Here is a 14,028-nt window from a genome sequence, read left to right on the forward strand (position 1 = left end):
AAACATTGCGCTGACAATAAGGTCTAACTTTGCGGTATGTCGAGCTCTTGACCAATAAATAAAGTACTAGAGGTGAGTTTGTTAACTTGCTTTAATTTACTGACTGTAATGCCATAGCGACTTGCCAACATACTTAAAGACTCCCCTGGCCGCACTTTATGCTTAGTCGGATACTGCGACTTTAATTTAGCAAACAGAGAGTCATCGGGTGGATTTTTTAAATAGTAAGTTTTAATCGCAGTAAATATCGCTTTAGCTAAACGCTCTTGATGATTCGCACTTTTAAGCAGTTTTTCTTCTCGTGGATTAGATATAAACCCTGTTTCTACCAAAATAGATGGAATGTCTGGCGATTTTAATACTGAAAAGCTCGCATGTTGTGGATCTTTTTTGTGCAGTTTCGCCACTTTGCGTAACTCTTTTACCATAACTTCAGCCACGCTCAAACCTGTTTTCATTGAGTGATCCATCGACATATCAAGCAATGCTTGCGCTAAGTACTTTTCGTTAGCCGCATCTTTCATTACATCGGCCGCACCACCTAATAGCTCTGAATGTTTTTCTTGATCCTCAATCCACTTACCAACTTCTGAGTTTGCTCGCCTGAGCGACAATACCCACACGGAGGCACCATTTGGACCTGGGCTTGAAAATGCATCTGCATGAATAGAAACAAAAAAGTCGGCTTTTTTCTCACGAGCACGGTTTGTACGAGTGTTGAGCTTTACAAAATAGTCGCCGCTTCGGACCATGCGCGAAATCATTCCTTGCTCAGAATCAATCATACGTTCTAAGCGTTTAGCGATTTGTAGTGTGACCGTTTTTTCATAAGTGCCTGATGGACCGATAGAGCCGGGATCTTCACCGCCATGACCTGCGTCAATCGCAATAACAATATCGCGCTCTTGGCTTAATTGGCGATTTTTAGCCGCGATTTGTGTCGATGATGTAACAGCTATACTTTTATTTTTACTATATAAATCAACAACTAATCTATTTTTATAAGGCCCAGTAGGCGCAAGCGCAAATACCACAGGTTTCACTGCGGCATTTAACTCAAAAACTAACCGGACACTTTGTTTATTTTTTGGTTTTGAGTAGCGTAACTTACTTACTATTTGGTGTTTTGGGGGGACACCTGGCAGTATTTTTAACTCGTTGGTGTTTTCTAAATCCACCACCAAACGACTAGGATTTTTTAGCATAAAATAACTAAAGTCGGGCTTGTCATTTAAATCAAACACCACTCGCGTACTATCTGGAGATGGCCATACACGTACGCTATTAATAGTATTTTTCGCCCACAGCGGCAGGCTTATGGTAATAACCATAAGGTAAATAAAGAGTTTAACTACAGCTCGACTCATTTGATAATTACTGCCTTCACTATTTTATTGTTTTTTATTTAGTTTTTCGACAATTGCTATACCGCGATCACTCGCACTATTAATAACAATTTTACGTTCGTTACCCACATAGCTTAGGGTAATATCTAAATCAGGCACAGGAATAAATTCGCCACCCTTCTCAGGCCATTCAACAACACAAATTGCATCTGCCGAAAAATAGTCTCGTATTCCCATGTATTCGAGCTCTTCTGGATCGCCTAAACGGTATAAATCAAAATGATAAACATTTGCTCGTTCAAGCTCATAAGGTTCTACTAATGTATATGTCGGACTTTTAACCTTACCTGCATGGCCAAAGCCTTGCACAACGCCACGGGTAAAGGTTGTTTTACCAGCCCCTAAGTCGCCGTGTAAATAAATCACCGCACCTTGTTCTATAATAGCCGCAACTTGGTTTCCCATGGCGACTGTGGCTACTTCATCATTTAGGTGTGATTCAAAACTACGCGTCATTACTACCTCAAAAATTCACTTAAAAGCGTATGTTTGCTAATCATACCAGAATATTTATTTAAGGCGATAAATTGCAGTTTCAGGCATAAAAAAACCGGCCTAAGCCGGTTCTTTAAAACGCTAGAATTATAATCCTAGTTTTTTCTCAAGATAGTGGATGTTCGTACCACCATTTTGGAAGTTCTCATCTGCAAGAATTCTCTTATGCAGAGGAGTATTAGTTTTAATTCCGTCAATAACAAGTTCATTAAGTGCATTGCGCGCACGGGCAATGGCTACGTCACGGTTTTCACCGTAAGTAATTAACTTACCAATCATAGAATCGTAATGTGGTGGAACCGTGTAGTCAGCGTAAATATGGCTGTCCCAACGAATACCTAACCCGCCAGCTGGATGAAAACGTGTAATTTTACCCGGTGACGGAATAAACGTTTCTGGATCTTCAGCATTAATACGACACTCAATAGCATGACCGCGAATAACAACGTCGTCTTGAGTGAACGATAAAGGCTGACCCGCAGCAATCTTTAATTGTTCTTTGATTAAGTCGATACCAGTAACCATTTCAGTTACAGGGTGTTCAACCTGAATACGTGTATTCATTTCAATGAAGTAAAACTCGCCGTTTTCGTATAAAAACTCAAACGTACCTGCACCACGGTAACCAATTTCAATGCATGCTCGTGTACAGCGTTCACCAATAAATTTACGTGTTTCAGCTGTAATACCTGGCGCTGGCGCTTCTTCAACTACTTTTTGGTGACGACGTTGCATTGAGCAATCACGTTCACCTAAATGTACTGCATTACCTTGGCCATCCGCTAATACTTGAACTTCAATATGACGTGGGTTTTCAAGGAATTTCTCCATGTAAACCATACCATTGCCAAAGAACTGCTTAGCTTCTTGCTGTGTTAAGGCTATTGAATCAATAAGTTCAGCTTCGCTGCGAACAACGCGCATACCACGACCACCACCGCCACCAGCGGCTTTGATGATTACTGGGTAACCAATGCGTTTAGCAATTTGCATGTTGCGTTCTTTATCATCTGATACCGGACCGTCAGATCCTGGAACACATGGAACGCCTGCTTTACGCATTGCTGCGATAGCAGATACTTTATCACCCATAAGGCGAATAGTGTCGCCTGTAGGACCGATAAATACAAAGCCACTTTGCTCAACTTGGTCGGCAAAATCGGCGTTTTCTGCAAGAAAACCGTAACCTGGATGAATAGCGACCGCATCAGTTATTTCTGCCGCTGCAATAATGCGCGGAATATCTAAATAACTTTCAGTGGCTGCTGGTCTACCAATACAGATGGTTTCATCTGCAAGCAATACATGCTTAAGATCGCGATCCGCCGTTGAATGCACAGCAACCGTTTTGATCCCAAGCTCTTTGCAGGCGCGCAATATACGAAGTGCAATTTCACCTCGGTTTGCAATGACTACTTTATCTAACATTAGAGTTGGCCTTTTACGTTACGCTATTATTCAATTATGAATAGAGGTTGATCAAATTCAATTGGCTCGCCATTTTCAGCTAAAATAGCTCTTACTGTACCCGCTTTGTCTGATTCAATTTGATTCATCATTTTCATAGCTTCGATGATACAAAGTGTATCGCCAACTTTAACTTGCTGACCTACTTCTACATACGCTGGCGCTTCTGGAGAGGCCGCTGCATAAAAAGAGCCAACCATTGGTGATTTAACCTGATGACCCGTAGGTTCTGCCGATGCTACTGGTGCTGCTTCAACTGCAACGGGAGCCGCTGCAACTGGGGCTACTGGCGCTGGTGCATATTGCTGTGGAGCAAATTGCGGGTAACCTGGGCCTGCGCTCATATTGTTACGATTAATACGTACTGATTCTTCACCTTCAGTAATTTCCAGCTCAGCGATACCTGATTCTTCTACTAATTCGATCAACTTCTTTATCTTGCGAATATCCATTACACGACCCGCCTATTAGTTAGTTTGTGTGTTAATTTAAATTAAATTGTATTTTGCAACCGGTTAACTGCTGCATTTAATGCTGCGTGATAACCCATTGCGCCTAATCCACATACCACGCCCTGTGCCACATCAGAAAAATACGAATGATGGCGAAACGCTTCACGTGCGTGCACATTACTTAAATGCACCTCAAAAAACGGAATATCAACACTTAACAGTGCATCACGTAATGCGACGCTAGTATGCGTAAATGCAGCTGGGTTAATTATTATGCAATCAACCGCTTGCCAAGCATCGTGTATTCGTTCGATGAGTGCTTGCTCACTATTACTTTGAAAATGCGTTAACTTAACATCTAGACTATCAGCTGCACTGGTTAGTTCGTTCATAATCTCACTGAGCGTCTGAAAACCGTATTTATCCGGTTCACGTTTGCCCAGCATGTTTAAATTTGGACCATTTATAACTAAAAAGTTAAATTTTGCAGCCATAATACGCGATATATCCTATAAGTAATGAGTTAAGCAGTTACTAACTAATTTTTCACTTTTAAGTAAGTAAAAAAAGTAATGTAGCAACAATTTCTCACGTTAACCAACTATTATAGTGATTTCGACGTAAATAGCAGCAAAATACTGGTCTAATCAGTGCTATAGGAATAAATCAGGAAGGAAATCAGAATACGCCACTTGATTAAATCAAGTGGCGTTATTGCACTATTATTGTGCGCTAGCGCGCACTGTAGCGAGGTGTTTAGCAAAATCCTCAGCATTTAAAAAGCCCGTTACACGTTGTGTACTTAGCTCTTTACCTTCGGTGTTAAAAAACAAAATACTCGGTAAACCGAACACCGTGTACTCTTCCATTAGCTCAATTGTTTTATTATCACTTTCAGTTAAGTCAATTTGAATAAGCTGATAATGGCTAAACTCACTTTGCACTTTGGCATCTGGAAAGGTGTAATGCTCAAACTCTTTACACGCCACACACCAATCGGCATATAAATCGACCATAACCAGCCGGCCTTGCTTATTTGCCTCAGCAACAGCCTCTTTAAGCTCTGCTAGGTTAGCAACGTGCTTGAATTTTTCGAGTATGGGTGCCACTACCACCTTTTCTTGCTGGGCACTTACAATATTATTTTCGTCCGTTATTTTTACAAGTTCACGGTGCAACGCATTTACTTCCTTTTTGACCTCTGCAATCTGCAAAGATAATTGTATTTTGGGCTGGGTTGTTGGCCAGAAATACTCTTTGACCAAATTAAAGCCTGTAATAACTGACAGTATTGCTGCAAACCATAAAACCGTTTTTAATTTACTTTGCATCTGACCACTTTGCCAATGATGCAAATATAGTGCTGTTGCTAATGCGAGTAAGCCTGCCATTAATAATATAATGTCAGCACTGATTAAGCGCTCAAGTAATATAAGTGGCACTATTAACATTACAAAACCAAACAAGGTTTTAACTTGCTCCATCCATCTGCCCGCTTTAGGTAGCAGCTTTCCGCCAGATGTGCCTAACAATAATAATGGTAACCCCATGCCTAAACTGAGCACATACAGAGTTAACCCTCCAACTAAGTAATCCCCACTTTGCGCTACAAATAATAGCGTTGCCGAAAGTGGCGCTGTAGTACAAGGTGATGCAATTAAACCCGAAAGCACACCCATAAAAAATACACCAATGTAATTTCCACCTTTTTGATTATTACTAACCTGCGTTAATTTACTCATCATACTGCTAGGTAGTTTTATTTCGTACCAACCAAACATCGACATAGCAAGCAGAACAAACAATAAACTAAAGCTGATAAGCACATAGGGGTGTTGCAAATAACCTTGTACGTGACCACCCAATGCAGCAATAACCAACCCAAGCGCTGCGTAAGTAACCGCCATACCTTGTATGTACACAAACGATAACCCAAAGGCTTTTTTAGTAGAAAGATTTTTTTGCCCTGCAATTAAGCTCGACAAAATGGGGAACATGGGGAATACGCACGGTGTAAACGCAAGGCCAACACCTAAAATAAAAAATATTAATAAATTAGTAATTAAACTTTGACTGGCCAACTGCTCAGTAAAAGTAAGTTCTTTTTCGGTGTTACCTGAATTTGTTGTAGGTTCAGTGGCAGGCTCGTTAAGTGCTGCAAATGTGCTTTGCGCTGTTGCGGCTTTATCAGAAGCGCTATTTTGATCTACATTCTTAATCTGTGCGTCACTAATTACACTAAGTGGAATACTAATCACTTCTGGCGGATAACAAAGCCCTGCTTTAGCACAGCCTTGGTAACGCACTTTAACTACGGCACCGTCGGTAACATTACTTAATTTACTTATTACACTTACAGCGTTAAAAAAGACTGCTGTTTTACCAAAAAATTCATCTTCAATAATTTCGCCACTACCAGAGTCACCCACTTGAATGTTTGCGCCTTTGGCAATGATTTCTATTTTCTTTTTATACAGGTAATAATCTGGTGCTATATCCCAGCCCACAAACAAAGTATTGCCTTGCTGGTCAAAATCAAATACAAACGCTTGCTCTACAGGCAAAAAAGTATGTTGAGGAGGTCCTAATAAATTACCAAGCACATTATTAGTCGCAGCCTTTACAGGCACAACTAATAAGGTTACCAACAATAAAAAGAAAAAACGCATTAATTTAATACCTCATCCATCCAATTAAAATAGGCTAAGTTTCCGGTTGCAACATCAATAACTTGTATCTCCGGCACTTCGTAACTGTGCATTGCTTTTATGGTTAAAAACACATCGTTCATCTTGTCTGATTTCGTTTTTATAAGTAATTTAGCTTCTATTGCTTCAGCTATTTCACCTTCCCACATATAAATAGCTCCCACATTGGGTAAGATATTTACGCAAGCAGCGAGTTTTTTCTCTACTAACGCCCTTGCGAGCGTACGTGCCTCGGCTTCGTCTTTGCAGGTCGTAAAAATCAGTTTAAATTGCGTAGTCATTATGAACCTTACTTATTTAACAGTGTCTAGCTTCATAGTATCTGATAGAGGGTACAATGTGTAGACGCTAAAATAACAGTAAAATAACTATAGCGATGCCATAACCTTGAAAAGAGACCTCGTCACCCTCATTTATATTTCATCAACTCTTTTGAGTGTCATTATTTAGAGAGCGTTATGTTTAGATTTTTATTTGTGTTGTTTATCATCGTGCCTATTATCGAAATCGCCTTACTAATTCAAGTAAGCGACGTAATCGGCGGGTTTGCAACAATTGCACTGGTTGTTATTACCGCTATTTTAGGTGCCAAAATGGTGAAGACACAAGGCATGGGCGCATTGCAGAATGTGCAAACGCAAATGGCGCAAGGGCAAATGCCAGCAAAAGAATTATTTACCGGAATATGCGTTGTAATTGCGGGCGTATTATTACTTACCCCTGGCATTATGACTGACGTATTTGGACTACTATTACTAACCCCTGCTATTCGTAACAAATTGGCTGCAGGCCTTGCTAGCCAAGCAACTGTTAGAATGAGCGCAGGCATGCAACAAGGGCCATCACCGTTTGCTCAACAACCACATTCACCGCGTGAACAGCAGCAAATGGACCAGCCAACAACTATTGATGGTGAATATGAGCGAAAAGATTAAAAATTTATCGTTTTTTCTCTTGGAATTTTTCACTCTACCCCCATTAATGAATGCAAATTAGAAAAGCTTTTTTCTGTACTGTTCAGAAACTGTTAGGAGAACTAAAAACATGAACATTCGTCCTTTACAAGATCGCGTAATCGTTAAACGTCTAGAAGAAGAAACAAAATCTGCTGGCGGTATTGTATTAACTGGCTCTGCAGCTGAGAAGTCAACTCGCGGAGAAGTTATAGCCGTAGGTAATGGTCGCGTTTTAGAAAACGGTGACGTGAGAGCGTTAGAAGTTAAAGCCGGTGACACTGTGTTATTTGGCTCATATGTTGAAAAAGTTGAAAAGATCGAAGGTCAAGAGTACCTGATCATGCGTGAAGATAATATTTTAGGCATTGTAGGCTAAACCTACTTTTCGTTTATAAACATTTAAGAATTTAGAGGAATTTAAAACATGGCAGCAAAAGAAGTACTTTTTGCAGGTGACGCACGCGCTAAAATGCTAACTGGCGTAAACATCCTGGCAAACGCAGTAAAAGTTACATTAGGTCCTAAAGGCCGTAACGTTGTACTAGACAAATCATTTGGCTCTCCAGTTATCACTAAAGATGGTGTATCTGTAGCAAAAGAAATCGAACTTGAAGACAAGTTTGAGAACATGGGCGCACAAATGGTTAAAGAAGTTGCATCTAAAGCAAATGATGCAGCCGGCGATGGTACAACTACCGCTACAGTACTTGCACAGTCTATTGTTAATGAAGGCCTTAAAGCTGTTGCAGCAGGCATGAATCCAATGGATCTTAAGCGTGGCATCGACAAAGCAGTTATTGCTGCTGTTGCTGAGCTTAAAGCGTTATCTGTTCCTTGTTCTGATACTAAAGCAATTGCACAAGTAGGTACTATTTCAGCTAACTCTGATCAAGAGATTGGTAATATCATTGCTCAAGCAATGGAAAAAGTAGGCCGCAACAGTGGTGTTATTACTGTAGAAGAAGGTCAATCACTTGAAAACGAACTAGATGTTGTTGAAGGCATGCAGTTTGACCGTGGTTACTTATCTCCTTATTTTATCAACAGCCCAGAAAAAGGCACTGTTGAACTAGATAACCCATTTATTCTACTTGTAGATAAAAAAATATCTAACATCCGCGAATTATTACCAACATTAGAAGCGGTTGCTAAAGCAAGTAAACCACTACTAATCATTGCAGAAGACCTTGAAGGCGAAGCACTAGCTACATTAGTAGTTAATAACATGCGCGGTATTGTTAAAGTATCAGCTGTTAAAGCACCTGGCTTTGGCGATCGTCGTAAAGCAATGCTACAAGATATCGCTGTATTAACTGGCGGTACTGTTATTTCTGAAGAAATCGGCTTAGAGCTTGAAAAAGCAACAGTTGAAGACCTAGGTACAGCTAAGCGCGTAATTATCACTAAAGATGATACAACTATCATTGATGGTGCTGGTGAAGAAGCGGGTATTACTGGTCGTGTTTCACAAATTAAAGCACAAATTGAAGAAGCAACATCAGACTACGATAAAGAAAAACTTCAAGAGCGCATGGCTAAACTAGCTGGCGGTGTTGCAGTAATCAAAGTAGGTGCTGCTACTGAAATCGAAATGAAAGAGAAAAAAGACCGCGTTGAAGATGCATTAAATGCAACTCGTGCAGCGGTTGAAGAAGGCGTAGTACCTGGCGGCGGTGTTGCACTTGTGCGTGCTGCTAGCAAGCTAGCTGATTTACTTGGCGACAACGAAGATCAAAACCACGGTATTAAAGTTGCACTTCGTGCGATGGAAGCACCACTTCGTCAAATCGTAACAAATGCAGGCGACGAAGCATCAGTTGTAATTAACGCAGTTAAAGGCGGCGACGGTAACTACGGTTACAACGCAGCAACTGGCGAATACAACGACATGATTGAAATGGGTATCCTAGATCCAACTAAAGTAACACGCTCTGCGCTACAGTTTGCAGGGTCTATTGCGGGTCTAATGATCACTACTGAAGCAATGGTAGCTGAAATCCCTAAAGACGAATCTGCTGGTGCACCTGATATGGGTGGCATGGGCGGAATGGGTGGCATGGGCGGCATGATGTAATCATCCCCTAAACACCTAGCTCAAATAAAAACCCAGCTTCGGCTGGGTTTTTAGCTATTGGGCACAAATAAAGTAAAAGCCACAGGTGTGGCTAATTAATAAAATGACTTCGCGTATCCCTTTGCTTCTTAAATGCATGCCAAGCCATACTCAGAGTTAATTTTATTTATTAAAAATTATTAAGGATATTAAGATGAATAAAAAACCTGAACTAATCATCTCATCACTCGATGCAGATAGATTGTATGACTTAATGGAATCACTACCTACAGGTAGCTTTGCTAATAAAGAAGAATTGGAAGCTGAACTGGCACGAGCAACAATAGTCGAACCTAAAGATATGCCATCGTCAGTTGTAACGATGAACTCAACCGTAAACTTTATTGTTGAGTCTTCTAAAGAAGAATTTACGTTAACCTTGGTGTACCCAAAGAATAGTGATTCTAGCGGCGATAAAATATCGATATTATCACCCGTTGGTAGCGCATTACTTGGACTATCACAAGGCGACGAAATTGAGTGGCCTAAACCGAGTGGCGGCTTAATAAAGGTAAAAATAAAAGAAGTAACCTATCAACCAGAACGTGCTGGTGAATTACACAGATAAACACTTTATGCACTTAGCGCTAAAACTCGACTTAAAGTAAACCCAGCCTCGGCTGGGTTTTGCTTTTTAAGGAAGAATGTTTCGTTAAATCAAGGAGTTCAAAGTTCATATCAAGTAAATATAAGGATTAACCTCTACAACTTACCTTTTTGAACAACGCTTAGTGCGAGTTTACCTTGAATTAATGAAAAGAAAACGCAAAACCTATCGCTTGGATCAAACAGCAATCTTATGCAATGTGTCGCCATATAATTACTAAAGAAATAAGGCTGAATATCCACAAATAGTTGAAAGAAAAAACTGATGAAGTGGATAATTTGTTGTTGTTTCACCTAGAATGTCATTGAAAACCATACTTATAACAAAATAGTTGACCAATATACCATTTGATTATAAGCTGGAATCTATTAGTTTTACACTATAACTGATATCGAACTCGAAGGGGATTGTCGAGGCTAAGTTTATTTAACATTACAAGGCAATAAAATGACTACTTTAAATTTTTTAACAAATTTAATTCCTCAACTAAAATTAGGCTTTTCAATAAAAAAGTCTCAACTTAGCCCTGAGAGTTTTAAATTATTAGTACATTTGATTGAAACAGGTTACATCAAAGCTCTTAAAACTGGACACGTAAATGGAAACACTGAATACCTCAATATTTCTTTGACTCATGAAGCTTATGAATATATTAAAACTCATGAAAACAACAAGGCAGAGGAATGTAATGTCTAAAAATCAATGGGTAACTAAACGTGGCGAATTTTGGGCTGTAATTGGTGAAGGTAACGTAAAAGTTAGTTCTTTGCATACTACTCAAAAGAGTGCAATTGTTGTAGCGAAACGTATTGCCAAGAACCAACAAAGCGAGCTTATTGTTCAAAACAACAATAACAAAATTAGGTTAAAGAATTCCTATGGGCGAGATGTATTCCCACCCAAGGGGTGACTTTATCTCATTTGTTACGAATACATTTGTTTATAAAGGTTTGAGCTGTATACGGGGAAACTCGCACGTATGGCTCAAAGGGAGAGGAGTGATCAGTAATAATCACTCCTCTCCCGACATAAGCATCAACTGCTAAGTACCTAGCTCAAATAAAAACCCTGCTTTGCCTAGGTTTTTGCTTTGTAATATAAAATATATTGATATTGTTTAATTTACACCCATAACTAAATACAAAAATGTACAGAGAAGACTCAGGTGATCCACCCGATGATGAAGACGAACTCGCAAGTTAATTCATATTACATACTGCGGGCATATACCCTGCGTAGTCGCTAACTAATATGATAAAAAGCACATTTATTTAATAGTACGGAGTAAACCAAATATGACTAACGTACAACAGCATATAAGCAGCATTGCATTAGTTGTTAAGGACTACGACGAGGCCATTGAGTTTTATACTCAAAAGCTCAACTTTGAGTTAGTAGAGGATACTGACTTAGGAGGAGGTAAACGCTGGGTGTTAATTTCACCTCCAAATTCAAACGCTGCCAGTTCTAAAGGAGCTAATTTACTACTTGCTAAAGCCACAACACCCGAACAGATGAGTGCTATTGGTAATCAAACGGGTGGTCGCGTGTTTTTATTTTTGCATACCGATGACTTTTGGCGAGATTATAATTTAATGCTTTCTAAAGGCGTTACATTTAACGAAGAACCTAGAGTAGAACCCTATGGCACCGTAGTGGTTTTTGAAGACCTATATGGTACAAAATGGGATTTACTGCAGCTTAATAATTAGTTATTTAAAGTGACGCTTTAACTCACGTCACTTTATTAACTAACTCCCTTACAATTGGGAATAAATCACTGGGTAGCATGCCCCTTTGCCCGTCTCGCTCACTGGCGATATCACCGGCTTTAGCATGCAGTGTTACACCATAGCGTGCTGCTTCATCAATAGTTAAACCTTGAGCAAGTAATGCACCAATAATACCAGTGAGTACATCGCCACTTCCGCCAACGGCCAATGCCGGGTTGCCATCTTCACACACCCACGTGTGCTGGGCATTATCTATTAATGTTCCTGCGCCTTTTAATACACAAGTCGCGTTATAGCGTTTAGCGCAAAGGCGGGCATAATTAAAGCGGTCTGATTCTATGTCGCTGGTGCTCACACTTAGCAGTCGCGAAGCTTCGCCTGGATGTGGCGTCAAAACGCATTGATCTAACATATATGATGAAGCTTGCTTAGCGAGTAAATTAAGGGCATCTGCATCTATGACTAATGACATTTTATTGTTTTGGCAATATTGCATTACTTCATCGAATGTTTGTTGTGCCCACTCGTCTTGCCCAAGCCCTGGGCCAATAACAACGCAGCTTGCCCACTCTAGCGCTTGATGTAAGTTATTACTACTTACCATAAGTTCTGGTCTGCCAATACTAATAGGCGTTATTGAGCTTTCGTGTGTATACACTCTTACCATGCCAGCACCGGCCCTAAGGGCAGCTTCACTACTTAACCTAATTGCACCTGCAGTACCTTGATTACCACCAACACATAAAAGTTTACCGTGGCTTCCTTTGTGACTATTGATTGCCCGCGTGGCTATTCCTTTAAAGCTATTAATATTAACAAGAGTTCCTGAAGATTGAGCGACACAAGTAAACGCATCGCCAATTGCTAAATCGTCAAAAACTAACTTACCACTATATTGTTTACCTGCCGTCGTTGTGAGCCCTTGCTTTATACCCACAAAAGTAACGGTTAAAGTCGCTTGTACTGCGCAGCCCAATGGCTGTCCTGTATTCGCTTCAATACCTGATGGAATATCAATGCTTATTACGGGCTTACTACTATTGTTTACAGCTTTAATTATATTCGCAAAATTATCGCGCACGGCGCTATTAAGGCCAGTACCAAGGAGCGCATCAATAATTATATCGCACTCATTAAGCATGTCTTTTGTAAAATGAGAAACCACCCCACCCGCTTCTATCCATAACTGCTGCGCCTTTGCCGCATCACCAGTTAATACTTTATTAGGCTCAGCTGCGCATACTGTTACCTTTTTACCTAATTGTTTTATGAGCCTTGCAACAATATAACCATCTCCAGCATTGTTACCATGCCCTACAAGCACCAAGGTATGCTGGGCATTGAATAACTGCCATTGGTCCAATACCGCTTCTCCTGCACGCTGCATGAGGGTGAATAAATCACAATCGCTATTCTTAGCTGCAAGCGCTTCATTATCTCTCACCTGCTCTGCGCTAAATAGGGTTTGGTTTAGCATATATGCTCCTGTTAGCTGGCTTTGATTTTACTTTATCAAGACTCAAACCTATCGGCTAGATTAGTAATTAATTTTTATATGTGATGTATAACTGTTGGGAGGTAAATATTTAGGTGAAAAAGTTATTTAGGTATTAAAAGCCCGAGATTAAACTCAGTTCTTAATAATTAACTAGGTTAGTAATTACGCTACGATAGTTACTTTAGGTCAAAGGTAGGAACACCGCTTTTATATGACACTTTATTTTAGACATTAAAAAACCCGAGACTAAGCTCGGGTTTTTGGGTAAAAATTAGCTAGGCTAATAATTACGCTACGATAGTTGCTACAACACCAGCACCTACAGTACGGCCACCTTCACGGATAGCAAAACGAAGACCTTCATCCATCGCGATTGGTGCGATTAGAGTTACTGTCATCTTGATGTTATCACCAGGCATTACCATTTCTACGCCATCTGGTAACTGTACGTCACCTGTTACGTCAGTCGTACGGAAGTAGAACTGTGGACGGTAACCTTTGAAGAATGGAGTATGACGACCACCTTCATCTTTCGAAAGTACGTATACTTCTGAAGTGAATGTAGTATGTGGCTTGATTGAACCAGGCTTAGC

General features: G+C 40.1%; 16 protein-coding genes. 7 read left to right on the plus strand and 9 right to left on the minus strand.

The window, feature by feature from the left end:
- Positions 1–23 precede the first annotated feature (23 nt).
- From H5119_RS16235 to cutA, 7 genes are all read right to left on the minus strand, one after another.
- Positions 24–1,367 (minus strand): N-acetylmuramoyl-L-alanine amidase, encoded by a 1,344-nt coding sequence (locus H5119_RS16235; RefSeq protein ID WP_182702968.1) that lies wholly within the window; start codon positions 1,365–1,367, stop codon positions 24–26.
- A gap of 24 nt (positions 1,368–1,391) precedes the next feature.
- Positions 1,392–1,862, minus strand: coding sequence for a tRNA (adenosine(37)-N6)-threonylcarbamoyltransferase complex ATPase subunit type 1 TsaE (gene tsaE, locus H5119_RS16240; protein ID WP_182702969.1), 471 nt, complete (start codon positions 1,860–1,862; stop codon positions 1,392–1,394).
- 126 nt (positions 1,863–1,988) lie between these two features.
- Positions 1,989–3,329 (minus strand): acetyl-CoA carboxylase biotin carboxylase subunit, encoded by a 1,341-nt coding sequence (gene accC, locus H5119_RS16245; RefSeq protein ID WP_077536779.1) that lies wholly within the window; start codon positions 3,327–3,329, stop codon positions 1,989–1,991.
- A 26-nt stretch (positions 3,330–3,355) separates the two neighbouring features.
- Positions 3,356–3,820, minus strand: a complete 465-nt coding sequence (gene accB / locus H5119_RS16250) for an acetyl-CoA carboxylase biotin carboxyl carrier protein (protein WP_182702970.1) — start codon at positions 3,818–3,820, stop codon at positions 3,356–3,358.
- A gap of 41 nt (positions 3,821–3,861) precedes the next feature.
- On the minus strand, positions 3,862–4,314 hold the full coding sequence (gene aroQ / locus H5119_RS16255) for a type II 3-dehydroquinate dehydratase (RefSeq protein ID WP_182702971.1): 453 nt from the start codon (positions 4,312–4,314) through the stop codon (positions 3,862–3,864).
- 228 nt (positions 4,315–4,542) lie between these two features.
- Positions 4,543–6,489, minus strand: coding sequence for a protein-disulfide reductase DsbD (locus H5119_RS16260; protein WP_182702972.1), 1,947 nt, complete (start codon positions 6,487–6,489; stop codon positions 4,543–4,545).
- Positions 6,489–6,809 (minus strand): divalent-cation tolerance protein CutA, encoded by a 321-nt coding sequence (gene cutA, locus H5119_RS16265; protein WP_182702973.1) that lies wholly within the window; start codon positions 6,807–6,809, stop codon positions 6,489–6,491. The genes H5119_RS16260 and cutA overlap by 1 nt, the downstream gene beginning before the upstream one ends.
- A gap of 177 nt (positions 6,810–6,986) precedes the next feature.
- Here cutA and H5119_RS16270 point away from each other — a divergent pair, with 177 nt between their 5' ends.
- The 7 genes from H5119_RS16270 (at position 6,987) to H5119_RS16300 (ending at position 11,916) form a co-directional block, all read left to right on the plus strand.
- Positions 6,987–7,463: an FxsA family protein gene (locus H5119_RS16270; protein ID WP_182702974.1), complete on the plus strand. Its 477-nt coding sequence runs from the start codon at positions 6,987–6,989 to the stop codon at positions 7,461–7,463.
- Positions 7,464–7,572: 109 nt separating this feature from the next.
- A complete protein-coding gene (locus H5119_RS16275) occupies positions 7,573–7,860 on the plus strand; it encodes a co-chaperone GroES (RefSeq protein ID WP_077536773.1) in 288 nt (95 codons plus the stop codon).
- Positions 7,861–7,908: 48 nt separating this feature from the next.
- On the plus strand, positions 7,909–9,558 hold the full coding sequence (groL, locus tag H5119_RS16280; protein ID WP_182702975.1) for a chaperonin GroEL: 1,650 nt from the start codon (positions 7,909–7,911) through the stop codon (positions 9,556–9,558).
- A gap of 193 nt (positions 9,559–9,751) precedes the next feature.
- Positions 9,752–10,165, plus strand: a complete 414-nt coding sequence (gene rnk / locus H5119_RS16285) for a nucleoside diphosphate kinase regulator (protein WP_182702976.1) — start codon at positions 9,752–9,754, stop codon at positions 10,163–10,165.
- A 486-nt stretch (positions 10,166–10,651) separates the two neighbouring features.
- Positions 10,652–10,900 (plus strand): hypothetical protein, encoded by a 249-nt coding sequence (locus tag H5119_RS16290; protein ID WP_182702977.1) that lies wholly within the window; start codon positions 10,652–10,654, stop codon positions 10,898–10,900.
- Positions 10,893–11,114 carry a DUF2188 domain-containing protein gene (locus tag H5119_RS16295; protein WP_182702978.1) on the plus strand — a complete coding sequence of 74 codons (222 nt, stop codon included), beginning with the start codon at positions 10,893–10,895 and terminating at the stop codon, positions 11,112–11,114. The genes H5119_RS16290 and H5119_RS16295 overlap by 8 nt, the downstream gene beginning before the upstream one ends.
- Before the next feature lie 385 nt (positions 11,115–11,499).
- Positions 11,500–11,916, plus strand: a complete 417-nt coding sequence (locus H5119_RS16300) for a VOC family protein (protein WP_182702979.1) — start codon at positions 11,500–11,502, stop codon at positions 11,914–11,916.
- 22 nt (positions 11,917–11,938) lie between these two features.
- Here H5119_RS16300 and H5119_RS16305 read toward each other — a convergent pair whose 3' ends face one another.
- Entirely contained in the window at positions 11,939–13,414 is a 1,476-nt protein-coding gene (locus H5119_RS16305; protein ID WP_182702980.1) for an NAD(P)H-hydrate dehydratase, read from the minus strand.
- Between the two features lie 308 nt (positions 13,415–13,722).
- Positions 13,723–14,028 (minus strand): elongation factor Tu (locus H5119_RS16310; RefSeq protein WP_182702981.1); only part of this gene is annotated, 306 nt, incomplete at its 5' end.

Source organism: Pseudoalteromonas sp. SG45-5, from assembly GCF_014164085.1.
Lineage (GTDB): Bacteria > Pseudomonadota > Gammaproteobacteria > Enterobacterales > Alteromonadaceae > Pseudoalteromonas > Pseudoalteromonas aliena.

Coding starts and splice junctions, on each gene's coding strand:
- H5119_RS16235 (WP_182702968.1), bottom strand. CDS start 1,367: ATGAGTCGAGCTGTAGTTAAACTCTTTATTTACCTTATGGTTATTACC.
- tsaE (WP_182702969.1), bottom strand. CDS start 1,862: ATGACGCGTAGTTTTGAATCACACCTAAATGATGAAGTAGCCACAGTC.
- accC (WP_077536779.1), bottom strand. CDS start 3,329: ATGTTAGATAAAGTAGTCATTGCAAACCGAGGTGAAATTGCACTTCGT.
- accB (WP_182702970.1), bottom strand. CDS start 3,820: ATGGATATTCGCAAGATAAAGAAGTTGATCGAATTAGTAGAAGAATCA.
- aroQ (WP_182702971.1), bottom strand. CDS start 4,314: ATGGCTGCAAAATTTAACTTTTTAGTTATAAATGGTCCAAATTTAAAC.
- H5119_RS16260 (WP_182702972.1), bottom strand. CDS start 6,489: ATGCGTTTTTTCTTTTTATTGTTGGTAACCTTATTAGTTGTGCCTGTA.
- cutA (WP_182702973.1), bottom strand. CDS start 6,809: ATGACTACGCAATTTAAACTGATTTTTACGACCTGCAAAGACGAAGCC.
- H5119_RS16270 (WP_182702974.1), top strand. CDS start 6,987: ATGTTTAGATTTTTATTTGTGTTGTTTATCATCGTGCCTATTATCGAA.
- H5119_RS16275 (WP_077536773.1), top strand. CDS start 7,573: ATGAACATTCGTCCTTTACAAGATCGCGTAATCGTTAAACGTCTAGAA.
- groL (WP_182702975.1), top strand. CDS start 7,909: ATGGCAGCAAAAGAAGTACTTTTTGCAGGTGACGCACGCGCTAAAATG.
- rnk (WP_182702976.1), top strand. CDS start 9,752: ATGAATAAAAAACCTGAACTAATCATCTCATCACTCGATGCAGATAGA.
- H5119_RS16290 (WP_182702977.1), top strand. CDS start 10,652: ATGACTACTTTAAATTTTTTAACAAATTTAATTCCTCAACTAAAATTA.
- H5119_RS16295 (WP_182702978.1), top strand. CDS start 10,893: ATGTCTAAAAATCAATGGGTAACTAAACGTGGCGAATTTTGGGCTGTA.
- H5119_RS16300 (WP_182702979.1), top strand. CDS start 11,500: ATGACTAACGTACAACAGCATATAAGCAGCATTGCATTAGTTGTTAAG.
- H5119_RS16305 (WP_182702980.1), bottom strand. CDS start 13,414: ATGCTAAACCAAACCCTATTTAGCGCAGAGCAGGTGAGAGATAATGAA.